Source organism: Leclercia sp. G3L (genome assembly GCF_021117075.1).
Lineage (GTDB): Bacteria > Pseudomonadota > Gammaproteobacteria > Enterobacterales > Enterobacteriaceae > Enterobacter > Enterobacter adecarboxylatus_C.
Genome location: NZ_CP088265.1, coordinates 774,733 through 798,360, shown reverse-complemented (window position 1 = coordinate 798,360; position 23,628 = coordinate 774,733). Strand labels below are relative to the sequence as shown.

At 51.9% G+C, this 23,628-nt stretch carries 23 protein-coding genes, 1 tRNA gene and 1 pseudogene; 12 read left to right on the top strand and 13 right to left on the bottom strand.

Features of this window, described 5'->3' with window-relative positions; translation table 11 throughout:
• Position 1 precedes the first annotated feature (1 nt).
• Complete coding sequence (locus LRS40_RS05205) at positions 2 to 409, top strand: hypothetical protein (protein ID WP_142487913.1); 408 nt, start codon at positions 2 to 4, stop codon at positions 407 to 409.
• Here the strand turns inward: LRS40_RS05205 and galE are convergent, their stop codons facing one another.
• A complete protein-coding gene (galE, locus tag LRS40_RS05200) occupies positions 410 to 1,426 on the bottom strand; it encodes a UDP-glucose 4-epimerase GalE (protein ID WP_231313261.1) in 1,017 nt (338 codons plus the stop codon).
• A gap of 121 nt (positions 1,427 to 1,547) precedes the next feature.
• A complete protein-coding gene (locus tag LRS40_RS05195) occupies positions 1,548 to 2,474 on the bottom strand; it encodes a hypothetical protein (RefSeq protein ID WP_142487915.1) in 927 nt (308 codons plus the stop codon).
• 230 nt (positions 2,475 to 2,704) lie between these two features.
• On the opposite strand from LRS40_RS05195, the gene LRS40_RS05190 reads away from it, so the two are divergent.
• Together LRS40_RS05190 and LRS40_RS24750 are read left to right on the top strand one after the other, a co-directional pair.
• Positions 2,705 to 4,129 (top strand): DUF4832 domain-containing protein, encoded by a 1,425-nt coding sequence (locus LRS40_RS05190; RefSeq protein ID WP_231313260.1) that lies wholly within the window; start codon positions 2,705 to 2,707, stop codon positions 4,127 to 4,129.
• A gap of 504 nt (positions 4,130 to 4,633) precedes the next feature.
• Positions 4,634 to 4,750, top strand: a pseudogene (locus LRS40_RS24750) (Fic family protein); the annotation flags it as partial.
• A 71-nt stretch (positions 4,751 to 4,821) separates the two neighbouring features.
• Here LRS40_RS24750 and LRS40_RS05185 read toward each other — a convergent pair.
• Complete coding sequence (locus tag LRS40_RS05185; RefSeq protein ID WP_231313259.1) at positions 4,822 to 5,412, bottom strand: hypothetical protein; 591 nt, start codon at positions 5,410 to 5,412, stop codon at positions 4,822 to 4,824.
• 170 nt (positions 5,413 to 5,582) lie between these two features.
• On the opposite strand from LRS40_RS05185, the gene LRS40_RS05180 reads away from it, so the two are divergent.
• On the top strand, positions 5,583 to 7,613 hold the full coding sequence (locus LRS40_RS05180) for an RNA-binding domain-containing protein (protein WP_231313258.1): 2,031 nt from the start codon (positions 5,583 to 5,585) through the stop codon (positions 7,611 to 7,613).
• Positions 7,614 to 7,703: 90 nt separating this feature from the next.
• Here LRS40_RS05180 and LRS40_RS05175 read toward each other — a convergent pair.
• Positions 7,704 to 7,779, bottom strand: a tRNA-Phe gene (locus LRS40_RS05175).
• A 171-nt stretch (positions 7,780 to 7,950) separates the two neighbouring features.
• Between LRS40_RS05175 and LRS40_RS05170 the strand changes: the two genes are divergently transcribed.
• Complete coding sequence (locus LRS40_RS05170) at positions 7,951 to 8,793, top strand: AraC family transcriptional regulator (RefSeq protein WP_156262729.1); 843 nt, start codon at positions 7,951 to 7,953, stop codon at positions 8,791 to 8,793.
• A 36-nt stretch (positions 8,794 to 8,829) separates the two neighbouring features.
• Positions 8,830 to 9,420, top strand: a complete 591-nt coding sequence (locus LRS40_RS05165) for a LysE family translocator (protein ID WP_231313257.1) — start codon at positions 8,830 to 8,832, stop codon at positions 9,418 to 9,420.
• Here the strand turns inward: LRS40_RS05165 and LRS40_RS05160 are convergent.
• From LRS40_RS05160 to aspA, 5 genes are all read right to left on the bottom strand, one after another.
• Positions 9,417 to 9,992, bottom strand: coding sequence for a transcriptional regulator (locus tag LRS40_RS05160; protein WP_231313256.1), 576 nt, complete (start codon positions 9,990 to 9,992; stop codon positions 9,417 to 9,419). The two genes, LRS40_RS05165 and LRS40_RS05160, sit on opposite strands and share 4 nt — an antisense overlap.
• A gap of 47 nt (positions 9,993 to 10,039) precedes the next feature.
• A complete protein-coding gene (locus LRS40_RS05155) occupies positions 10,040 to 11,737 on the bottom strand; it encodes a protein-disulfide reductase DsbD (RefSeq protein ID WP_231313255.1) in 1,698 nt (565 codons plus the stop codon).
• Positions 11,713 to 12,036 (bottom strand): divalent cation tolerance protein CutA, encoded by a 324-nt coding sequence (cutA, locus tag LRS40_RS05150; RefSeq protein ID WP_106994016.1) that lies wholly within the window; start codon positions 12,034 to 12,036, stop codon positions 11,713 to 11,715. The genes LRS40_RS05155 and cutA overlap by 25 nt, the downstream gene beginning before the upstream one ends.
• Before the next feature lie 114 nt (positions 12,037 to 12,150).
• A complete protein-coding gene (locus LRS40_RS05145) occupies positions 12,151 to 13,452 on the bottom strand; it encodes an anaerobic C4-dicarboxylate transporter (RefSeq protein ID WP_142487922.1) in 1,302 nt (433 codons plus the stop codon).
• Positions 13,453 to 13,566: 114 nt separating this feature from the next.
• A complete protein-coding gene (gene aspA, locus LRS40_RS05140) occupies positions 13,567 to 15,003 on the bottom strand; it encodes an aspartate ammonia-lyase (protein ID WP_106994018.1) in 1,437 nt (478 codons plus the stop codon).
• Positions 15,004 to 15,339: 336 nt separating this feature from the next.
• Here aspA and LRS40_RS05135 point away from each other — a divergent pair, with 336 nt between their 5' ends.
• Positions 15,340 to 15,810 carry an FxsA family protein gene (locus LRS40_RS05135; protein ID WP_142487923.1) on the top strand — a complete coding sequence of 157 codons (471 nt, stop codon included), beginning with the start codon at positions 15,340 to 15,342 and terminating at the stop codon, positions 15,808 to 15,810.
• Positions 15,811 to 15,884: 74 nt separating this feature from the next.
• Here LRS40_RS05135 and yjeH read toward each other — a convergent pair whose 3' ends face one another.
• Positions 15,885 to 17,123: an L-methionine/branched-chain amino acid transporter gene (yjeH, locus tag LRS40_RS05130; protein WP_231313254.1), complete on the bottom strand. Its 1,239-nt coding sequence runs from the start codon at positions 17,121 to 17,123 to the stop codon at positions 15,885 to 15,887.
• Positions 17,124 to 17,300: 177 nt separating this feature from the next.
• Between yjeH and LRS40_RS05125 the strand changes: the two genes are divergently transcribed.
• The 3 genes from LRS40_RS05125 (at position 17,301) to LRS40_RS05115 (ending at position 19,776) form a co-directional block, all read left to right on the top strand.
• A complete protein-coding gene (locus tag LRS40_RS05125) occupies positions 17,301 to 17,594 on the top strand; it encodes a co-chaperone GroES (protein ID WP_032616151.1) in 294 nt (97 codons plus the stop codon).
• Between the two features lie 44 nt (positions 17,595 to 17,638).
• Positions 17,639 to 19,285 (top strand): chaperonin GroEL, encoded by a 1,647-nt coding sequence (groL, locus tag LRS40_RS05120; RefSeq protein WP_142487925.1) that lies wholly within the window; start codon positions 17,639 to 17,641, stop codon positions 19,283 to 19,285.
• Positions 19,286 to 19,422: 137 nt separating this feature from the next.
• Positions 19,423 to 19,776 carry a DUF4156 domain-containing protein gene (locus LRS40_RS05115; protein ID WP_231313253.1) on the top strand — a complete coding sequence of 118 codons (354 nt, stop codon included), beginning with the start codon at positions 19,423 to 19,425 and terminating at the stop codon, positions 19,774 to 19,776.
• Positions 19,777 to 19,870: 94 nt separating this feature from the next.
• Here the strand turns inward: LRS40_RS05115 and yjeJ are convergent, their stop codons facing one another.
• Together yjeJ and LRS40_RS05105 are read right to left on the bottom strand one after the other, a co-directional pair.
• On the bottom strand, positions 19,871 to 20,530 hold the full coding sequence (yjeJ, locus tag LRS40_RS05110; RefSeq protein WP_231313252.1) for a YjeJ family protein: 660 nt from the start codon (positions 20,528 to 20,530) through the stop codon (positions 19,871 to 19,873).
• Positions 20,531 to 20,565: 35 nt separating this feature from the next.
• Positions 20,566 to 21,263, bottom strand: a protein-coding gene (locus tag LRS40_RS05105; RefSeq protein ID WP_223216367.1) for an IS1 family transposase whose coding sequence is annotated in 2 segments (ribosomal slippage) — positions 20,566 to 21,014 and positions 21,014 to 21,263 — 699 coding nt in all. Because the reading frame shifts where the segments join, the coding sequence is not laid out codon by codon here.
• Between the two features lie 55 nt (positions 21,264 to 21,318).
• Between LRS40_RS05105 and LRS40_RS05100 the strand changes: the two genes are divergently transcribed.
• Positions 21,319 to 21,906 carry a winged helix-turn-helix domain-containing protein gene (locus LRS40_RS05100; protein WP_231313251.1) on the top strand — a complete coding sequence of 196 codons (588 nt, stop codon included), beginning with the start codon at positions 21,319 to 21,321 and terminating at the stop codon, positions 21,904 to 21,906.
• An 80-nt stretch (positions 21,907 to 21,986) separates the two neighbouring features.
• Here LRS40_RS05100 and epmB read toward each other — a convergent pair whose 3' ends face one another.
• Entirely contained in the window at positions 21,987 to 23,015 is a 1,029-nt protein-coding gene (epmB, locus tag LRS40_RS05095; RefSeq protein WP_231313250.1) for an EF-P beta-lysylation protein EpmB, read from the bottom strand.
• A gap of 40 nt (positions 23,016 to 23,055) precedes the next feature.
• Here epmB and efp point away from each other — a divergent pair, with 40 nt between their 5' ends.
• On the top strand, positions 23,056 to 23,622 hold the full coding sequence (gene efp / locus LRS40_RS05090; RefSeq protein ID WP_032616155.1) for an elongation factor P: 567 nt from the start codon (positions 23,056 to 23,058) through the stop codon (positions 23,620 to 23,622).
• Positions 23,623 to 23,628: the final 6 nt, after the last annotated feature.

Sequence of the window (23,628 nt, the reverse complement as noted above, 5' to 3'; positions counted from 1 at the left end):
ATTGACCAGTAAGACCAGAAACCCGGTTGTTATCGACCGTTTTTATGAAGTGCTTGATAAGGATGTTAGCGCCCAGCTGACCCCGGAGCAAAAAGAGGAGATCGAGAGCGCCATCATCACGATTACCCTGGCGTCGCGCCACCGCATCGATGTCCGTAAAAGTTTTCCTTTCTTCGGCAAACGCCTCTATATGGTGTTCTTACTGGGGCGGGATCACCGTGCTCGCTCGCGTCCGGAGTCAAAGCTGTCGCGGATCGTGGTGACGTTTCTGATCCTGTTTGCCACCTTGTTCTTGCTGTGTTGCGTGCTGTTGACGCTGTATATGATCAAATCCGCACTGGGCATAGACGTTTTCCAGAACTATCACGTCGGGATTTGGGACTGGTGGCTCAACCTGAAATATCAGTAATCAGGCGCTGTAGCCCCCGGGATTGTTCTTCTGCCAGTTCCAGGCGTCGCGCATCATCTCCTCGAGGTTGCGCGTGGCCTGCCATCCCAGCTGCTGGCGCGCCAGCGATGAATCCGACCAGCACTCTGCCACGTCGCCGGAACGCCTGCCGACAATCCGGTAGTTGATTTTGGTCTGCGCGGCTTTTTCAAAGGCCCTGATCAGGTCAATCACTGAATAGCCCACCCCGGTGCCGAGATTGATGGCCTTAAACGCCTCGCCGTCATCTTTATGATCCAGCGCGGCAAGGTGGCCATAGGCGAGATCCATCACGTGAATATAGTCACGCACGCCGGTGCCATCCGGCGTTGGATAATCATCACCAAAGACGGTCAGGCACGCCAGCTTGCCGATGGCCACCTGTGAAATATAGGGCACAAGGTTATTCGGGATACCGTTCGGATCCTCCCCCAGACGCCCGGAGGGGTGTGCGCCAACGGGATTGAAATAGCGCAGGCAGGCGATCCTGAAGTACGGCTCGGCAACGGAGAAGTCACGTAAAATATGCTCCACCATCAGCTTGGAGGTACCGTACGGATTCGTGGTACCGCCGGTGCGGGACTGTTCGCTTAAAGGAACGGATTCGGGGTTGCCATATACCGTTGCCGATGAGCTGAAAATAAGACTGTACACGCCCGCACGCTGCATTTCATCCAAAAGCACCATGGTTCCGACGACATTATTTTCATAATAGGCGAGAGGCCGGACAATAGAGTCTGAAACCGATTTAAGACCGGCGAAATGGATAACGTCAGAAATGGTATGTTGCGCGAAAAGTTTTTTTAACGCGTCGCGATCCAGAATATCAGCGATGCAGACCACCGGCTGTTTGCCCGTTAATTCTGCGACCCGGATTAATGACTCCTGCGAGGCATTGGAGAGGTTATCAATGACGACGACATCTTCACCTCTCTCCAGTAAAGCCAGCACCGTGTGTGAACCAATATAGCCTGCGCCACCCGTGACCAGAATTGCCATAATAAATCCCCCAAAAAGCCATCGCCGGCCGACACAAAAAGGTGCCGTAACAGAGATGCGCTTTCACAGTGTTTTATTTTGCCGCTCTGGTTAGCGTAGTGCGACTTCCCCATATTGTCACTTAGCTAAGCAGCCGCTTACGGTGGTTGACCATAATTTTATACGCCAGTTTTTTAAGCGTAGAGAGCAGGCTGAATGTCAGGTGCTTGGTATCGTAGACAATATAATTGTCGGTGAAGTTTAAGGTGTGAATACCATCACTGTTATTGATCGACGCGCTTATTTTCCCTACCAGTTTTTCTTCATATTTATCCGGGGTTAAGCTGGTCAATTCTTTGATGAAGATGGATTTTCCGTATACATCAGGATTGCACTCCTGGGTAAAGAGGTAGGTTTTGTTATTGATCGAGTACGGCTTGCCGGCACCTCTGAAATGCACGTTGCAGACATCCAGGTTTGGGGAGATCAGCTTCCAGTCGCCAAGAATGCCATCAGAAGTGTGAATAACCAGTTCGTTATCCATGGTCGTCGAGACCAGATAACTGACGCCATTCAACTCGAAGACGACGTTATCCGTGACGGCCATATCGGAGACCAGCACTTTGACCTTTTCCCAGCGCGCGGGGAAATCGACGGACTGGAACAGAATCACCTCTTTGCGTTCTGCCGACTCCGGGATCATGAACAGCTTACCGTCGAGCTGGAACAGGAACGGGAAAGAGAGATGACATTTTAATTCATCAAACCCTTCCAGCTTCACGTCATCAATCTCTTCCAGATCTTTATTCAGGATGCGGCAGCGCAGCACCCCTTTTGAGTTAAGGAAGGAAAACGCTTCATAAAAAACATACAGCAGATCGTCTTTATCAATAATAAAAGGATCGGCCTGGAAGATATATTTTTTATCAAGCTGCTGTGCTTTGGCGTTACTGAGGATATCCAGCGTGTTCTCCGGGAAAACGTGCTGGCCATAGCTGTTAATGACCATGATGTCCCAGGACTCATGGAAGAACAGCTTTTTGATTATCCTGTTATTTTTATTAAACATTTTATCCTGCTTCTCAGAGGAAATATGAATAAATCCAGAATGTGCTGTCATAAACAGCACGAGGAAAAGCGGTACGTCATGTGTATAACAACCATATGACCAATGTTTCTTTAAATAAATAATGTAAAAGGGTGAGTCCGGGATATATCTTATGAAATAAAATGAGGTCATCTTTCGCGCGGGCTTGTCAGCCGCGCCTGTAATACTCGCTCCCGGGAAAAGAGGCATTGATGCATTTACACGATCTGCTATGCAAAAAAAATCGGTATTTGTTATGGGTCGCCGGGGCGCTTGCGCTCTCGTCGGGGTGGGCGAAGGCGGAGAGTGCGGAACCGCTGCAAACGGTGAATCCTCCAGCCATCGGCGGACTGCTGACCAATCCGGGCAATGGCGTGGCCCGTTTTCACAACCAGGACCTAAGCATCGCGCAGTATCCGGCGACGGGCCTCGAGTATCGTCGCTACTACTGGAGCGAAGTTGAACCGCGGGAAGGGCAGTACAATTTTGCGCTGGTGGATGAGGGGTTTGCCGCTGCGGCAGCGCATCAGCCGGCAATGAACGTTGGCCTGCGTTTTATGATCCTCGACGGGCCTGAGTCAGGCTCTGAGATCCCGGAGTGGCTGATCAACAAGGGGATCAAAGGCACATGGACGCCGGATCATAAGACCTTTGTCCCCGATCTGGACGATCCTACCTATATTGCCTACGCCCAGCGTCTTCTTCAGGCCTTTGGCGCGCGTTATAACAATAACCCCGAGCTGGCCTTTATCGATATCGGTATGGTGGGCTCATGGGGGGAGTGGCACAACAGTAATTTCCCGACCCTGAAGCCGTTGCAGGAACGTTACCCTCCCGAATTGCTCAATCGCTATGTCGACATGCACTTCAGTGCCTTCCCTGATACCCCTAAAATCATGCTGCTCAACGGTTATGATTCTGTGGCCTGGGCGACGAAGAGAGGGGCAGGCTGGCGTGCGGACTGCTGGGGCGACTGGCGTAACTTTAGCTCCAGCTGGAGCCATATGGGCAATGATTACCCGGAGCGCATTGCGGCGGCACAGGCGGCCTGGCCGGGGTTCAACCAGGCGTGGAAAAAAGCGCCCGTCAGCCTGGAGATTTGCGGCCACATGGTGGAATGGCTGAGCGAGCAGAAGTATACCCGGGAAGAGGTACAGGCCACCTTTGACTGGGCCCTGGCACAGCATGCCAGCACCCTGAACCTGAAATCTACCGACGTGCCGCAGGTGTACCGCGATATCCTCGATAAGGCGCTGACGAAGATCGGTTATCGCTTCCGGGTGGTATCGCTGACCCATCCGGCAAGTGCTGGTGCCGGACAGGCCGTTTCGCTCAGCAGCCAGTGGTCAAACGACGGCGTGGCGCCGATATATTTGCGCTATACCCTCGCCTGGCGTTTACAGGACGAGCGCGGAAGCACGGTCGTGCAGGGCAACGCCGGGGATGATATTCGTCAATGGCTGCCGGGTAGCCACAGCTCGGCGTATCAGCTGGCAACCCCGCCTGGCCTGGCGGCAGGACGCTACCAGCTGGACGTGGCGCTGGTGGATAAAACCGGTAAGGCGCGTATTCAGCTCGCCAACGAGGGAAAGCTGAGCGATGGCTGGTATAGGCTGTCGTCGGTGATGATTAACTAAGGAAAGTGCAAAATAGCAAGAACCCGCCTTTTGGGCGGGTTCTTTAAATAGTGGTGCCGGACTCAGAATTATATCCACGATTAACACCTTGTTTATTATTAGTTTTTTTGGTATTTATCTCAAACAGCGCCCCCATGAAGGCCCACCACATAAAATCGCTTTGTTTTTGTGATGGTTCTCACGAATAATCGCTATTTTAGCGAATAGAGGATTCGTTATGTGTGGAATCAGGTCCACATATAGTGGTGGAACTCCACTCATAACGGTTCGAAGTCCACATATAACGGCGTGAAAAAACATACTCACCTCACTTGTAGGGTGTTTATTCTTTACCCCTGAATTGAGCTTTAAGTTGATATGTCGGATCAGATGCTTTTGAGAAAATTCTCGATGGGGTTGTTAGTTACTATATGAGTTGTAATGATATTTTAATTATTTTTTAGATGTCGCCATAAGGTAGTTGAGATAACCAAACATCATGGCTCAATTCAATTACTTTGAACCCCCTCCTTTGACTCCCCTTAGGTCGATGTGCTGACGGAGCTGGAGTTACTCCGGCACTTGTGGCTGGCAACCGGTGTCCATTCTATCCTGTCTACGCAGCTAAAGGCCTTTTTCCACACAACAGTACAATTTATGCCAGTATTTATCCAATTGCGGCGCTGGCATAACGGAGATAAGCTGAATAACGGTCAATTTGTGCCTGTAGTATTATTTCGATGTAAATTATAGTAATCAACGAATGGCCGAGCGTTGATGATTTCCCACCAACCATAAACGGTCATTGATAGTATTAAGAAAGAAACCATCGCACCGATACCTGAGCCGATAGCATTGCATAGCATGGAAAACGATATCTCAGAATGACCAATAGCATTATATATTACGCTTATATCGTTCGCTCCCCACATGGTGCAAAGTAGAAATGCAGTAGCAAAGAATATATCAATAACCAGTAACGAAGATTTTGCCAGCCATCCAGTTTGAGAGGTAATTTCAACTGCCCTATCGTCAGTAAATTGCACAACTTGCTGAATGCAGTTAATGCTTTTGTACATCCAGATAGTTGCCAATGAATAGCGAGTATTCATCATAAAAATAATTTCATGATATTTAGCATAGCGATGGTGTGTTGCTAGAGCGAAATAATATTCGACAAGTCGGGGATCGTGATTTGGTTGAGAAAATGTGAGTAGAAATTTCTCCAGCGCTTCACTTTCTGATTTTTTGTTAAAAAAGTTAGATGAAATTAATGATAGTAATGTATTGATGAACTCACTCATATAACCTCCATGTATTTATTAAATATCAAATTATGTTCTGGACCTGTCGTACAATTTCATTGCTACGGCTATATAGCTTGTAGTCAGGTTATGTTAACACAGCCTGGCTACCGAATAACCAGCAGATGCGTTATGATATAGCCGAACAGTTTTCAGCCAGAGGAACCTCTATGTCTTTGCAAATAAAAGACATTATAGATCTGCAAACCCTTGTCGAGTCGGAACAGGTAGAGTTCAAGCTGGCAGGGGGGAAAGACGGCAAAGGTGAGTTACCAAAAGACTTTTGGCCCACCTATTCCGCAATGGCGAATGGTCGGGGCGGCTGGGTGGTTCTGGGCGTAAAAGAGGAAGCAGGTAAGTTCACGCCCGTTGGTGTTATCAATTCTGAAAAGATTAAGACCGATCTGTTTAATCAGTTAAACGATCGTGATCGGGTCAGTGCGAATGTGCTGAGATCAGAAAATGATGTGCAACAGGTCTTTTTGCAGGGCAAGGATGTTCTGGCAATCCATATCCCACAGGCGACGCGTAAACAGAAGCCGGTTCATCTGAAAAAATCCCCATTTGGTAACACATATCAACGTCTGCATGAAGGCGATCGCCTTTGTGATGATATGACCGTCAAGCGGATGCTTGCAGAGCAGCTTCACGACAGCCGCGATAATGAAGTACTTTCTGAACACTACTCCTTTCAGGACGATATAAATCTGGACAGCCTGAAAGTCTATCGCAACCTGCTTTCGGCAAATAACCCGCAGCATCCTTATCTGGCCTGTGAGCCGTTTGAACTATTTAAAATGATTGGTGGATGGCGTAAAGACAGGGAAACCGGAAAAGAAGGGATTACTCTGGCTGGGGTTCTCATGTTTGGCAAATGGGATGCGATTACTGCCGCAGCGCCTAACTACATGGTGGATTATCAGGAACGACCCGAAGCTAAAACGGAGCTGCGTTGGGTGGATCGGGTATGTCCGGACGGTACATGGTCAGGAAACCTGTTTGATTTTTATCGTAAGGTATACCAAAAGCTGGTCGCCGATCTGAAAGTCCCGTTCATGCTTGAAGAGGGCCAGCGTAAAACAGATACGCCAGTACATACCGCGTTGCGTGAAGCACTAGTCAACACGCTGGTTCATGCTGATTTTACTGACCGTGTTTCTATTTTGATCGTTAAACGTCCCGATATGTTTGGCTTTCGCAATCCCGGCTTGATGCGCCTGCCGCTGGAGGATGTCATTGCGGGCGGTGTCAGTGATTGCCGCAACAGATTGCTACACCAAATGTTTTTGCTGATTGGTTTAGGTGAGAAGGCTGGTTCCGGAATGCCCAAGATTTTCAGCGGCTGGAAATTGGTTAACTGGCGGACACCCAAGCTTTGGGAAAAAACGTTTCCTGCACAGACGCTATTAGAACTTTCTACTGCAAGCCTGATCCCACAAAATGTACTGGATGATTTACATCAACTATTTGGTGAGACCTTCGATCAGCTTGATGATTTTGAACAGGTGATTGTTGCAACAGCGGTGATTGAAGGCTGGGTCAATCATGAACGAGCCTGCCAGTTAACAACTCGTCACTCCCGTGAAGTCACGTTGACACTTCCACGTCTGGAAAGTAAAGGTTTTCTGGTCGCAGGGGGTGAACAGAAGAGTAAATATTACACCTTACCTGGCGTATCGGTGATGACGCCGGATGAGGTTTTCTCGTTAGGGGTGGTTTTGAGCTCTACACATAATGAGGGTAACTCCGCATATAACGAGCAGAGGTCCACACATAACGAGGGTAACTCCACATATAACGAGCAGAGGTCCACACATAACGAGGAAAGCTCCACATATAACGCTGAGGACGATCAACCCGCATCCCGTGATGAGTATGGACGTTTGCTTAACCACTTTATCGATAGACCCTATATTGATGATGTTGAAAATCTCACCGATGCTTTTCGAGATGCGTTGTTTGCGCTGGCTGCAGTTCCGCGCGAAAGGCTGCGTCTGGGGGATAAGGAGCTGATGAAGAGCGTGATCCTCAACGTATGTCGGGGGCAGTATATTTCCGTTGCTGCGCTGGGGCAGATCCTTAGTCGCAACCCTAACGCGCTGCGTCAGCAGTACTTAAAATCGTTGGTGGAACAAGGGGAACTGAAACTGGCGTTTCCACAGTATAAGAATGACCCGAAGCAGGGATATAGCGCAGTTTGAATATTTGCTAAAACTAAACAGGTAACGGAAAATCCCGATCCCCATTCTCCAAAAGCAAAAAACCCGCCATAGGCGGGTTCTTCTAAATAGTGGTGCCCGGACTCGGAATCGAACCAAGGACACGGGGATTTTCAATCCCCTGCTCTACCGACTGAGCTATCCGGGCAACGGGGCGCATTAAACCGCAATCAGGTACGGTCGTCAACCTTATTTCGGGAAAAGCTGTTCAACTGCTTAAGATTGCGGCAATCTGTCGGTTTGCGCGTCGATTCTGCACAAATCTTCCAGACAGAAAGATAAGCCCGGGCAATGCTGACAGCGAAAAAGGGGGACGACAGTGAAGGACTGGCTTGAACTGCGACAGCATGCAGATACGGGGATTGAAACTATCAAGGCGCACTTTGAAGGGCACGCCTACGATCCGCACTGGCACGACAGCTATCTGGTGGGGATCACCCTCAGCGGCACCCAGCAGTTCCATTGCCGCCGTGAGCGTCACCGTAGCCATCCGGGGGATGCGTTCCTGCTTGAGCCAGGCGAGATCCACGATGGCGACGCCCCCGTCGCGGGCGGCTTCACCTATCTGACGTTCTACCTTGATGAACGCTGGCTCACCAACACCCTGCATGGCCTGTATGATTCCACGCCCGGCAGCTATTCCCTGCATTTCACCCAAACCCTGACCCGCGAGCCGCAGCTGGTGCGAACCATTGGTGATACCTTTGCGACCCTGCACAATGATGAAATGAAGATCGTGCAGCAAAGCACGATGGATAATCTGCTGGCGCAGCTCACGTCTCATTGTCACTGGCGCAAAAAATTACCGTCGCAGGTGCAGAGCGCGGCGGTAGCGCACCGGGCCCGGGACTATCTTTATGCTCATCTGGGCGACAATATCGGCCTCTCCGATCTGGCCCGGGAGACCGGCACCGATCGCTTCACGCTCACCCGCTGCTTCAAGCGAGAGTTTCATCTGGCGCCGCATGCCTGGCTCATACAGCTGCGGCTGGCCAAAGCACGGCAGTTTCTGGCGCGCGGGGATCAGCCCGTCGACGTGGCGGCGGCGCTGGGGTTTGCCGATCAAAGCCATTTAGGTCGCTGGTTCCAGCGGGCTTACCGTATTACGCCGGCCCACTACCGTCGGTTATGCACAAACCTTCCAGACGTTTCCAGAAAATAGCGGCAATGTCAGGGCTCTGATAAAAAGGAGTCGCCTGTGAACCTGATGCCGTTTCTGTTATTTGCTTTTGTCGCCTCGATAACGCCGGGGCCAACCAATATTCTTGTTCTGACCAACAGCCAGCACTACGGGATGAAGGCAACTCTGCCCGCGCTGGTGAGCGCCTGCGTGGCGGCCAGCGCCATTGTACTGATTTCGGGAGCCGGGGCGGGGGAGCTGCTGCGTCAGTATCCGCTGGTGCGTCAGGTGATGAGCTGGGCTGGGGTGCTGTGGTTAAGCTGGATGAGCTGGCAGCTGTTTTGTGCCCCCGCGGCAAACGTCCCCCGCCCAGGGCATACCCGCTTTACCGCACGGGCGGCAGCGCTACTGCAGGTGATCAATCCCAAAACCTGGATGATGGCGCTGGCGGTCGTCAGCCTGTTTGCCCCTGCGGGAGAGCATGTGTTACGGGATGTCGCGCTGATGGCGCTCTGGTTCCTGCTGATCTCCGTAGCCTGCCTGATGTGCTGGGCATGGCTGGGACAGGCGGTAAACAGGCTGTTTCGGACCGCTGCGGCGATGGTGCGTTTTCAGCGCCTGATGGCGCTGTGTCTCTTCATTTCTGCCTGGGCGGGAATGCTGGCTTAAGTCAGCGCCCCGCCTTTGCGACACTGCGCGAAATGAAGAATATCTTCCGCCAGCCGCTGTGCCGTATCGACATCGGCCTGGCTGCGGTTAACCAGCATCCGGCTGAGGCAGCCTTCCATAATCAGATCCATCTGCTTTGCCACCATCGCCGGATCGTCCACTTCCAGGGTGGTCAGCAGTTCATGCGTAAAATCATGCGAGGCGCGCTTTTGCTGGTCGGCAAGCTGGTGGATCGGGTGCCCCGGATCCGTGAAAAAGGTGCAGGCGGCAATAAACAGGCACCCCGGGTAGCGGTGGTTACGCACGCATTCGGTAAGCGCAGAGTAGCGCGCCAGTAACTTTTGCTCTGCCGAGAGCTCGGTGTTGAGCATCAACTGCCTGCGCCAGGTATCCACCTGCTGGCTGAGATAACGCAGGGAATCGTACAGCAGCGCCTCTTTATCGGGCCAGAAACGGCGTAGTTCATCCAGAGGATAATTAACACGTTCGGCAACCATTTCCAGCGAGGTGCTGGCTATCCCTTGAATTTCAAGCAATTGCAGGGTTGCGCCCAGAACATTTTCACGTTGCACGGTTTTCTCCTCCGTTTACTTTCGTACTTTCCCGCTTAAAGTGTCGTTTACGGTTGGCGATCGCGCAAATGCGCACTGAACGTTGCGGCATCCATAAAACCCGTTACCCGCTGTGCGGGCTGCTCTTCACCTTGTGCGTTGAAAAACAAGATGGTGGGCAGGCCGAGCACATTAAGCTCCTTCAGCAGGGCCTTATCCTGTTCGCTGTTCGCCGTAACGTTGGCCTGCAGCAGGACGGTGTCTTTCAGGGCATTTTGCACCTGTGGGTCGCTGAAGGTGTATTTTTCGAACTCTTTGCAGGCGACGCACCAGTCGGCGTAGAGGTCGAGCATCACCGGCTTTCCCTCCGCCTGCGCCAGGGCGCGATGTAACGCGTCGATATTTTCGATCGGCGTGAAATTGAGGTGCGCCTGGCTTTGCGCGGCAGGCGAGCCAAAGGCCCAGTCCTGCAATGGACGCACGCTGACCAGCGCGGCGGCCAGCAGCAGGATTTGCACGACGCGGATCCACGGCTTACTGGCGTTTAAGCTGCTGATAAAGGCCCAGCTAAAGAACGCCATACCTAACATGGCCCACAGCCGCAGGCCCCAGACATCACCGATCACGCGCTCCAGCAGGAACACCGGCAGCGCCAGAATGACAAAACCAAACGCGGTTTTTACCGTCTCCATCCACGGGCCGCTCTTCGGCAGCAGGCGGTTGCCAAATACCGTCACCAGGATCAGCGGTAGCCCCATCCCGAGGGCGTAGAGATACAGCGTGCCGCCGCCGAGCCACATATTTCCGCTCTGGGCGATATACAGCAGGATGGCGCTGAGCGGGGCGGTGGTGCAGGGCGAGCAGATCAGCCCGGCAATGGCCCCCATTGCAAAGACGCCGCCTACCGAGCCGCCCTGCTGGCGATTACTCATCAGCGTTAAGCGGGTTTGCAGGGAGGAGGGGAGCTGCAGACTGAACAGGCCAAACATCGACAGCGCCAGCAGGATAAAGACTACCGAGAGCCCGATCAGCACCCCTGGGTGCTGGAGCGCCGCCTGGAACTGCAGGCCGGCCGCCGCGACGACCAGACCGAGCGCAGTATAGGTGAGCGCCATCCCCTGAACATAGATAAACGCCAGCAGCAGCGCGCGGCCGGTGGAGAGCCGCTGTTTGCCACCGAGGACGATGCCGGAGATCAGCGGGTACATGGGCAACACGCACGGTGTGAAGGCGATACCGATGCCGATCAATAAGGCCCAGAGGGCGGAGAAGGGCAGTTCGCCTCCTGCGCTGGTCTTCTCCTCTGAGGGGAGAGGGGAAACCGCAGGGACGGCGACCGCTTTCACTTCGCTGAGCGGAATAACTTTGGTTTCGGGTGGGTAGCACAGACCGGCGTCAGCACAGCCTTGATAAGTCACCGTCAGCGTAGCGCCTTTATCCGCCTGCACGACGGTGACAGGCACCGACAGCTGACCGCGGTAGATTTCGCTTTTGCCGTAAAATTCATCTTCGTGCGCCACCCCGGCGGGCAGCTGGAGGGCACCAACCTGTGCCTGAGCGGGCGTAATACCGATCTGCTTGCGGTAGAGGTAGTACCCCTCTTTCACCTGCCAGTTGAGATTCAGTTCATGTTGATTTTGCTGAAAATCGAAGACAAAAGCCTGGTCGGCAGGCGTGAAATTCGAGCGGCCGGGTGCATCAAACAACCCGGCAAGGACTGACGTGCTGCACAGCAGCAGGATTAGCGTAAGGAAGCGTTGAGCCATGAGAGATAGTCGTTATCGCCGTGGAGCACTGGCAGCACCAGCAGTTCCGGAGTCTGGTAAGGATGATGCGATTTGAGGCAGTCGAGGAGTGCTTGCTGATGGGCCACGCTGGATTTAAGCAGCATCTGCACTTCGTACTCCTGTTCCAGTTTGCCTTCCCAGTAGTAGAGGGAAGTGGCGCCGGGGAGGATGGTCACGCAGGCAGCGAGCTTATCTGCCAGCACTTTGGCGGCAAGATCCTGGGCGGTAGCTTCATCGGGAGCGGTACACAGAACAACAACAGTGTCGGGCGTATTCACAAGTCGACCTCGGTATCGCGAAAAAAAATCACTATATCACGACCGGCCACTGCTCATTAATGAATCGGGCCGCTAAGCGGCCCGACTTTAACTCTTTTTACAACCAAAAGAGGTTTACAGCACGATCCCGCCGATGATGAAGCCGAGGACGACACACAGGGTGATAGCAATCACGCCCGGGATCAGGAAGGCGTGGTTAAACACGTACTTACCGATACGGGTGGAGCCGGTATCATCCATCTCGACCGCGGCCAGCAGGGTCGGGTAGGTGGGCAGCACAAACAGTGCGGAAACGGCAGCAAAAGAGGCAATCGCCGTTAGCGGAGAGACGCCCAGCATCAGGGCCGCGGGCATCAGCGCCTTGGTGGTCGCCGCCTGGGAGTAGAGCAGGGTCGCGGCAAAGAACAGCACCACCGCCAGCAGCCATGGGTAGTTATGCAGCAGGTCGCCCGCTACGGTCTGGATATCCGTGATATGGGCTTTGACGAAGGTGTCACCCAGCCAGGCCACACCCAGTACGCACACGCAGGCGCTCATACCGGATTTGAAGGTGCTGGCGTTAAGCACTTCGCTGGTGTCGATTTTACAGGTGATGCTAATCAGCGTGGCGATGGTCAGCATAAATACCACGATCGCTTCGTTACGCGGCAGGACCGGGTTCTGAATCAGTCCAACGGTATCGCTGATGGCGGTGGCGTAGAACATCACCGCGATAATCCCGATCAGGAACAGCAGCACGGAGCGTTTCGCGTGTGGCTTCAGGACAAAGGCCTGGCTGCCGCGCAGCTTCACTTCACCTTTCGCCAGACGTTCCTGATAGACCGGATCGTCTTTCAGTTCGGCGCCAAGGAAGTTACAGAAGACTGCGGTGATCATCACCGCAATCAGCGTCACCGGAATACAGATCGCCAGCAGCGTCAGGTAGCTTACGCCCAGTGGCTCGAGGATCCCGGCAAAGAACACTACCGCCGCAGAGATAGGTGACGCGGTGATGGCAATCTGCGACGCGACAACGGCGATGGAGAGTGGACGGGATGGACGGATGCCCTGCTCTTTCGCCACTTCGGTAATCACCGGCAGGGTGGAGAACGCGGTATGGCCGGTACCCGCGAGAATGGTCATAAACCAGGTGACCAGCGGGGCAAGGAAGGTGATGTATTTCGGGTGGCGGCGCAGCATACGCTCCGCCAGGCTCACCAGATAGTCCATACCGCCCGCGACCTGCATGGCAGCGATAGCGGCGATAACCGCCATGATGATTTCAATAACGTCAAACGGAATAGCGCCGGGTTTAATTTGAAAAAAGAGAGTGAGTACAAGTACGCCAAGACCCCCGGCGAAACCGATGCCGATCCCCCCGAGTCTTGCGCCTAAGTATATCGCCAACAGGACGATGACGAGTTCTGCTCCAAACATGAGTGCCTACCTTGCTTATTAACAAGTTGATATTGAATTGTTGTGGTTTGGTAAAGCCTAAAAACAAAAAAGGCACGTCAAGTGACGTGCCTTCATGAAGTTTAACCTGAACTGTTATTGTTCACTTTCATCCGTGTATCTTTTTGCTTTATAGGCCGGGTGCATTAAGTTCTGTGCCGAGAAGATATCATCCAGCTCGGCTTCTGTCAGCAAGCCACGCTCAAGTACGACCTCTCTCACGCTCTTACCGGTTTCGGCACAGATTTTACCGACGATGTCGCCGTTGTGGTGACCGATGAACGGGTTGAGGTAAGTAACGATACCGATGGAGTTATAGACGTAGCTTTCACATACCGCTTTATTGGCGGTGATGCCGTTGATGCATTTTTCCAGCAGGTTGTAGCAGGCGTTGGTCAGAATATGAATGGACTCGAACATCGCCTGGCCAATCACCGGCTCCATCACGTTCAGCTGCAGCTGACCTGCTTCCGATGCCATGGTGACAGTAATGTCGTTACCGATGACTTTGAAGCACACCTGGTTTACCACTTCTGGCACCACCGGGTTCACTTTGGCTGGCATGATGGACGAGCCCGCCTGCAGTTCCGGCAGGTTAATCTCGTTGAGACCCGCACGTGGGCCTGAAGAAAGCAGGCGCAGGTCGTTACAGATTTTGGACAGCTTCACCGCCAGACGTTTCAGCGCGCTGTGCACCATTACGTAAGCGCCGCAGTCGGAGGTGGCTTCAATCAGATCTTCTGCCGGGACAACCGCCAGGTTGGACACTTCGGCCAGCTTCTGCACCGCCAACTGTTGATAGCCATCCGGGGTATTCAGACGCGTACCAATCGCCGTTGCGCCGAGGTTCACCTCCAGCAGCAGTTCAGAGGTGCGCATCAGGTTGCGGGTCTCTTCATTCAGCAGCACGTTAAACGCGTGGAATTCCTGGCCGAGGGTCATCGGGACCGCATCCTGCAGCTGGGTGCGGCCCATTTTCAGGATATCCTGGAATTCGACGGCTTTGTTCTGGAAGCCTTCGCCAAGCTGGTTAATGGCATCCACCAGCTTCACTACCGAGGCGTAGACGGCGATACGGAAACCGGTCGGGTAGGCGTCGTTGGTGGACTGGCATTTATTGACGTGATCGTTCGGGTTCAGGTACTGGTACTCACCCTTCTGGTGACCCATCAGCTCGAGGCCGATGTTGGCCAGTACCTCGTTGGTATTCATGTTCACCGATGTACCCGCGCCGCCCTGGTAGACGTCGACCGGGAATTGATCCATGCACTTGCCGTTGTTCAGCACTTCATCGCAGGCGGCGATAATGGTATTGGCGATGCTTTTCGGAATGGTTTGCAGCTCTTTGTTTGCCATGGCTGCGGCTTTCTTCACCATCACCATGCCACGCACAAACTCAGGGATGTCGCTGATTTTGCTGTTGCTGATGTAGAAGTTTTCAATCGCTCTCAGAGTGTGAACACCATAGTAGGCATCCGCTGGAACTTCCCTGGTACCCAACAAATCTTCTTCGATACGAATGTTGTTTAACATGTGAACCTTCTTTTAAAGCTGCCGATTGATTGTACTAAACACACAGTACATCTGTGGTTATGTCTATTTTCTGACCGACGATTATCCCCTGAATCGACCAGATACCCGGAATGATATGCTGATGATAGCGAAATGCCGTAACCTGGATCACTTATTATCGACCCGGTGGCATGATATTTATCAATCTGTGAAATGAATCACCGCTTTAATATTTCCAGAAAAAATATCCGTGCAAACCGATTGAATTTTGACTAAACGCCTCCATTTCTGACAGACGCGAATCGCAAATTGATACCGACAGGGGCCACAACGGCGTCTGCCACACAGGAGAAGCCCGTGCGCTGGATACCGTTAGCTGCAATCTTTCTCTATGTTTACATAGAGATTTCTATTTTTATTCAGGTCGCCCACGTGTTTGGCGTCCTGCTGACGCTAATACTGGTGATTTTCACGTCGGTTATTGGCATGTCGCTGGTGCGCAACCAGGGTTTCAAAAATTTCCTGTTAATGCAGCAGAAGATGGCCGCAGGCGAAAGCCCGGCGGCAGAGATGGTCAAAAGCGTGTCGCTGATTATTGGCGGTATCCTGCTGATTATTCCCGGCTTTTTCACCGACTTCCTCGGCCTGTTACTACTGATCCCGCCAGTGCAAAAGCTCCTGACGCTGAAACTGATGCCGCATTTGCGTTTTAACCGGATGCCGGGCGGCGGATTCAGCGCCGGAACAGGCGGTGGGGAGACGTTTGACGGGGAGTATCAGCGCAAGGATGACCAGCGCGATCGTCTGGATCATAAAGACGACCGTTAAGAGACGTTGCCCGGCGGCGCTGCGCTTGCCGGGCCTACGATTGTAGGCCGGATAAGCGAAGCGCCATCCGGCGTTTACACCGCACTCCGCTTCGGCAAGAACAGCCAAAGTCCCGCCAGCATCACAATGGCGTACAGACTCTTCCATCCCACCATCGCCAGCAGCAGTAAGCAGAGCACCCCACCGATCACGGCCAGCGCTTTATAACGACCTTTCAGCAGGCGGCAGCCCGCCAGCATGCACAGCAGATAGATCATGATGAATATGCCGTTGGCATAGACGATAAGCGCGTCGAGGTTGATGTCCAGCCAATAGATCGCCAGCGTACTCACTACACAGCAGCCCAGCACCGTATTCAGCGCATTGAGCGGTAGCTGACGTTTGGACAGACGCGCGAGACGGCTTTCTGGCTTATACAGTGCCTGGGACCAGACCAGTCGGGCAAAGCTCTGAATGTAGATATTCAGACTGGCGAAGCAGGCGAGATAGCCAATAACGCAGGCGATCCACAGTGCCTTTACACCAAAGAGTTGCACCACAATGGCAGGCAGCGAGGCCGCCGCTGCCATATCGGCACCATAGGCAGTGAAGTGGAGCACCAGCACCGTACAGGCCCAGTAGACCGTGCCCGCCAGCAGTAGGCCGATCATTAACGCCCGCGGGAAATCGCGTTCCGGCTGTTTAAACTCTGACGCCAGATGGGCGAAAGCTTCAAGGCCGACAAAACACCAGAACATAACGGAAAGCGCGGCAAAAAGCTGAGAATGGTCAACATCGGTTACGACAGGGAAGGGGATCTCCGTTACCTGAATATCGCCCGCCCACCAGATGGCGGCAACCAGCGCCACAATCAGCACCGCCACCAGGGTTTGCAGGTTGGCGCTGGAACTGGCCCCACGAGATCCGACCCACCAGACAATCGCCAGCGTACCCAGTTCGGCCAGCAACAGCTGCGCATCATGCCAGCCAAACAGCGCCTGGCCAAAACCCGTCGCAATATGCAGGGCGGCAGGCAGCCCCACGGGAATGACGGAAAGGAATAACCAGCCGGTGACGCGCTTCAGTCGCGGGCCAAACGCCATCCCGACAAAATGCGCCACCCCACCGGCACTCGGGAAGTGTCGCCCGAGAATGGCAAACACAATCGCCACCGGGAACACCAGCACGATTAACACCGGCCATGCCCAGAGACTGTTATCCCCTGCCACCAACGCAGCCAGCGCCGGCACGGCAAACACCCCCGTACCTAATAAAGAGGTTGAAAGTAAGCCAACACCCTGCGCGAGTCCAAGCTCCTGTTTGAGTCCACTCATTCCGTTGTCCTGCCACCATCAAAAGAGAGGCGATGGTAACACTTTCACAAATTTTTTTTCGACTACCCCTTGAAGGGGTAAAACCCCATCCCCATCTCTCAGGGCACTAGCCGGAAAACCGCTTAGGGCCCGGCGTCACCCATAACTGATAATGACTTTCTCAAAGGAGAGCTATCAATGAGTATTCGTCCGTTACATGATCGTGTGATCGTCAAACGTAAAGAAGTTGAAACCAAATCTGCGGGCGGCATCGTTCTGACCGGTTCTGCAGCAGCAAAATCAACTCGTGGCGAAATCATCGCTGTCGGTAAGGGTCGCATTCTGGAAAACGGAAATGTGCAGCCTCTGGACGTTAAAGTTGGTGACATCGTAATTTTCAACGATGGCTACGGTGTGAAGTCCGAGAAGATCGACAATGAAGAAGTGTTGATCATGTCCGAAAGCGACATTCTGGCAATTGTTGAAGCGTAATCCGCGAACGACACTGAACATACGAATTTAAGGGAAAGATTAAAATGGCAGCTAAAGACGTAAAATTCGGTAACGACGCTCGTGTGAAAATGCTGCGCGGCGTAAACGTACTGGCAGACGCAGTTAAAGTGACCCTGGGCCCGAAAGGCCGTAACGTGGTTCTGGACAAATCCTTCGGCGCGCCGACCATCACCAAAGATGGTGTTTCCGTAGCGCGTGAAATCGAGCTGGAAGACAAGTTCGAAAACATGGGTGCCCAGATGGTGAAAGAAGTTGCCTCCAAAGCGAACGACGCTGCGGGCGACGGCACCACCACTGCAACCGTACTGGCACAGGCTATCATCACTGAAGGCCTGAAAGCCGTTGCTGCGGGTATGAACCCGATGGATCTGAAACGTGGTATCGACAAAGCTGTCGTTGCTGCTGTAGAAGAGCTGAAAACGCTGTCCGTACCGTGCTCTGACTCTAAAGCTATTGCTCAGGTTGGTACCATCTCCGCTAACTCCGACGAAACCGTAGGTAAACTGATCGCTGAAGCGATGGATAAAGTCGGTAAAGAAGGCGTGATCACCGTTGAAGACGGTACCGGTCTGGAAGACGAACTGGACGTGGTTGAAGGTATGCAGTTTGACCGCGGATACCTGTCCCCATACTTCATCAACAAGCCGGAAACTGGTGCTGTTGAGCTGGAAAGCCCGTTCATCCTGCTGGCCGACAAAAAAATCTCCAACATCCGCGAAATGCTGCCAGTACTGGAAGCCGTTGCGAAAGCAGGCAAGCCGCTGGTTATCATCGCTGAAGACGTTGAAGGCGAAGCGCTGGCGACCCTGGTGGTTAACACCATGCGTGGCATCGTGAAAGTGGCTGCGGTTAAAGCACCTGGCTTCGGCGACCGTCGTAAAGCCATGCTGCAGGATATCGCAACCCTGACTGGCGGTACCGTAATCTCTGAAGAGATCGGTATGGAGCTGGAAAAAGCGACCCTGGAAGATCTGGGTCAGGCGAAACGCGTTGTGATCAACAAAGACACCACCACCATCATCGATGGCGTGGGTGAAGAAGATGCAATCCAGGGCCGTGTGACTCAGATCCGTAAGCAGATCGAAGAAGCGACCTCTGACTACGACCGTGAAAAACTGCAGGAGCGCGTAGCGAAACTGGCAGGCGGCGTAGCAGTAATCAAAGTCGGTGCAGCCACCGAAGTTGAGATGAAAGAGAAGAAAGCACGCGTTGACGATGCCCTGCACGCGACCCGTGCTGCGGTAGAAGAAGGCGTGGTTGCCGGTGGTGGTGTTGCTCTGGTTCGCGTTGCAGCGAAACTGGCTGGCCTGACCGCTCAGAACGAAGACCAGAACGTGGGTATCAAAGTTGCGCTGCGCGCAATGGAAGCTCCGCTGCGTCAGATCGTTTCCAACGCCGGTGAAGAGCCGTCTGTTGTGGCGAACATGGTGAAAGCGGGCGAAGGTAACTACGGTTACAACGCTGCTACCGAAGAGTACGGCAACATGATCGACTTCGGTATTCTGGACCCAACTAAAGTAACCCGTTCTGCTCTGCAGTACGCGGCATCTGTTGCTGGCCTGATGATCACCACCGAGTGCATGGTCACCGACCTGCCAAAAGGCGACGCGCCTGACTTAGGTGCTGCTGGTGGTATGGGCGGCATGGGTGGTATGGGCGGCATGATGTAATCATGTTGTTCTGCACCTCGCAGAAATGAACAAACCCCCGGTCAGAAATGATCGGGGGTTTTTCTTTTGGTCATCTTTTTAGTATAAGGTTTAGACGCGGGCAGCACCTGCCCAGCTTATTGAAAACGAGGAATAACATGCGCGTTAACGTTTATGCAGGGATTGTGGGAGCAGCGTTGCTGCTGGCGGGTTGCAGCTCCGGCAACGAGCTGTCTGCGGGTGGGCAGAGCGTTCGCTTTGTAGAAGATAAGCCGGGAAGCGAATGCCAGCTGGTTGGCACCGCCACGGGCAAGCAAAGCAACTGGCTCTCCGGGCAGCATGGCGAAGAGGGCGGCTCGATGCGTGGCGCGGCGAATGGCCTACGTAATCAGGCGGCTGATATGGGCGGGAATGTGATTTATGGGGTGAGTAGCCCGACGCAAGGGTTGCTATCCAGCTTTGTTCCGACTGCCAGCGAGATGCAGGGCCAGGTTTATAAGTGCCCGAACTGATATATGACTATTTATTCCCGTCTTTTGTATAAACAATTTGAATAAAAGACGGGAGTAATCTTTGAACGGGAAAATTAACTGTTCACATTTTCCGTTATTTATTTTCAGCGTAAACCAGATTTTTTTGGCTTTCTTTACAGAATTTATGCAAATAGTCCAGGCTTTGTTGCATGGTTAAAACCTCATCTGATTTTGAAGGGATAATTCTCCAAAAAGATTGCTGCAAAGTATATTTACTCTTTAATTCAGTAATGATAGGTATTAACATACTTAAACGATATATTAAATCGTTAAGCTCTTTTGTATTAGGCTGAATATTAGTCTTGATAATTACCCCTGCAAGGATTCGCTCGCCTTTATCTGTGCCAAAGCTATAAAGTATAGCCATGTAATTAGCGAACAAGCTTTTTTTCCAATCAGGATGTTCTATTTCTTTGTAGTTGAAATATTCATGATCCACCAAGTCAACTGAATACATAAGAATAAAATCTACTAACGAAATTATCTGATTTGTAGTATCAGGATCTTCAATAATTGTCATAGATTTTTGGATAGAAGCAATGATGATTTCTATCTGAAAATCATTAATATTAAGGTTAATAATGCTTTGATCCTGCATCATCAAAATTAAATTAAAATTTTCATCTTTGTTTTTTAATGCTAAAGACGTAACCAGCAATGCTTCATTAGGTTGTTCTAATTCAGAAATATCAATAGCAGGGATGTTATTGATAAGTGCCTTAGTCGCATCCATTGATTTACTTTTAGAAATTTGGTAATGACTCCAACTTACTGATAGTGTTTTATGTTCAGATAATGCCCGATGACCTTGTCATGCAGCTCCACCGATTTTGAGAACGACAGTGACTTCCGTCCCAGCCTTGCCAGATGTTGTCTCAGATTCAGGTTATGCCGCTCAATTCGCTGAGTGTAACGCTTGCTGATTACGTGCAGCTTTCCCTTCAGGCGGGATTCATACAGCGGCCAGCCATCCGTCATCCATACCACGACCTCAAAGGCCGACAGCAGGCTCAGAAGACGCTCCAGTGTGGCCAGAGTGCGTTCACCGAAGACGTGCGCCACAACCGTCCTCCGTATCCTGTCATACGCGTAAAACAGCCAGCGCTGACGTGATTTAGCACCGACGTAGCCCCACTGTTCGTCCATTTCAGCGCAGACAATCACATCACTGCCCGGCTGTATGCGCGAGGTTACCGACTGCGGCCTGAGTTTTTTAAGTGACGTAAAATCGTGTTGAGGCCAACGCCCATAATGCGGGCGGTTGCCCGGCATCCAACACCATTCATGGCCATATCAATGATTTTCTGGTGTGTACCGGGCTGAGAGGCGGTGTAAGTGAACTGTAGCTGCCATGTTTTACGGCAGTGAGAGCAGAGATAGCGCTGATGTCCGGCAGTACTTTTACCGTTACGCACCACGCCTTCAGTAGCTGAGCAGGAGGGACAACTGATGGAGATGGAAGCCACGGGAGCACCTCAAAAACACCATCGTACACTAAATCAGTAAGTTGGCACCATTACCATGAAATACAATAAATTTATTATTAACAGTGAAGTTATATTTGATATGAATTCTTGTGAGGTGAAGTCTGTTACTATTGAATCAAGTGAGAACATAATACTGAATGTGCCTACGGCTCGTTGTTTACAGCTTTTGCTGGAGTGTCAAGGCCGCGTCGTTTCAAGAGAGGACTTCCTTTTGCAAGTCCGGAATGCCAGAGGTATTGTTGTTTCACAAAATACGTTTTACCAAAATATTTCTTTATTACGTAAATCTTTAAAAAAAGCTGGGCTCAGTGTTGAGATTATCATTACCGTCAGGCGCAAGGGTTTTACTATTTCGACAGATACTAAAATTGAACGGCTCGAAGAAGAATTAGATTTACCAGTAATTAATTCACAATATTCATCAACAAACCCTCCATCTATAGCTGACAACACAGAAAATAAAATAGGTTTTCGTAAAAATTTAGGGGCGCCTTTTAACAGCTTACTTGAACATGTTCAACCGTCCTCCTTAAAGGCAACCTATATCCCTGCGTGGGTTAAAATGATTCTTGCAGCGTTAATCATTGTTGATGTTATGAGTTTTATTATTAATTATTTCTAATTCATGAAATATTGACTACCGCCGCTTAAATATAGTCTGTATTGATACTTGTCTGGTTGGCAGGCCAGACAAGTTTTTCTTCAGCATTGCTTCAGCCCCAAATCCAGCGGCGTCTTACTCGGTTCGCCACCGATCTCACGCGCCAGCTTCGGCACCATATACCCAGAAACGAGGGTCAGTAGCTCACGCATAATGGCGCGGGCTTCCTCATCACCGACCATAAAGTGAGCAGCGCCCTGTACTTTATCCAGCACGTGGATGTAGTAAGGCATCACGCCTGCATCAAACAGCGCGTTGCTCAGATCGGCCAGTGTCGTAGCATTGTCGTTAACGTCACGTAGCAGGACGCTTTGGTTGAGCAGTGTTACGCCAGCCTGACGCAGGTATTTCATTGCCGCCCGGAAGCTATCATCAATTTCATTAGCGTGATTGATATGGTTCACCAGCAGGATTTGCAGCGATGAGCGTGCCAGTCTGGCGCTCAGCTCATCGGTGATCCTTGCCGGAATCACAATCGGTAAACGACTATGGATGCGTAACCGCTTTATATGCGGGATCGCTTCCAGCTGAGTGATAAGCCAGTCTAGTTCGTGATCTTTCGCCATCAAGGGATCGCCGCCGGAGAAGATGATCTCATCGAGTTCTGCATGGTCGCCGATGTAGTCGAGAGCTGCCTGCCAGTTACGTTTGTTCCCCTGGTTGTCGGCATAAGGGAAGTGACGACGGAAACAGTAACGGCAATTTACCGCACAACCGCCCTTAACCAATAACAATGCGCGATTGCGGTACTTATGCAATAGACCGGGCACCACGCTGTTTTGCTCTTCAAGGGGATCGGTGCTGAACCCGGGGGCAGCGACAAACTCATCCTGCGATGTAAGAACCTGTTTTAACAGAGGATCGTCAGGATTGCCTTTCTCCATTCGTGCAACAAAAGCACGTGGAACACGTAGCGCAAACAGGCGTTTCGCTTCACGTCCGGCAAGGAGGTTTTCATCTGCGTTCAGGTTCAAAAGACGCAGCAGTTCATCAGGACTGGTGATTACATCAGCAAGTTGCAATAACCAATCTTCTCTGGATGGGGTGTTTAGGGTTACAATATGCGCCATTTTGTGGCTTAGCTACCAGTTAACAATTTCAGAGGGCCTTATGGCGACTTACTATAGCAACGATTTTCGTGCCGGTCTTAAAATCATGATGGACGGCGAACCGTACGCGGTTGAAGCCAGCGAATTCGTTAAACCAGGTAAAGGTCAGGCATTCGCACGCGTTAAGCTGCGCCGCCTGCTGACCGGTACCCGTGTAGAGAAAACCTTCAAATCCACCGACTCCGCTGAAGGCGCAGACGTTGTTGATATGAACCTGACTTACCTCTACAACGACGGTGAATTCTACCACTTCATGAACAACTCCACTTTCGAGCAGCTGTCTGCTGACGAGAAAGCCGTTGGTGACAGCGCTAAATGGCTGCTGGATCAGGCTGAGTGTATCGTAACCCTGTGGAACGGCCAGCCTATCGCTGTGACCCCGCCAAACTTCGTTGAACTGGAAATCGTTGAAACCGATCCAGGTCTGAAAGGCGACACCGCAGGTACTGGCGGCAAGCCAGCCAAGCTGTCCACCGGTGCAGTGGTTAAAGTTCCACTGTTCGTTCAGACTGGCGAAATCATCAAAGTGGATACCCGCTCTGGTGAGTACGTTTCTCGCGTGAAGTAATTCATC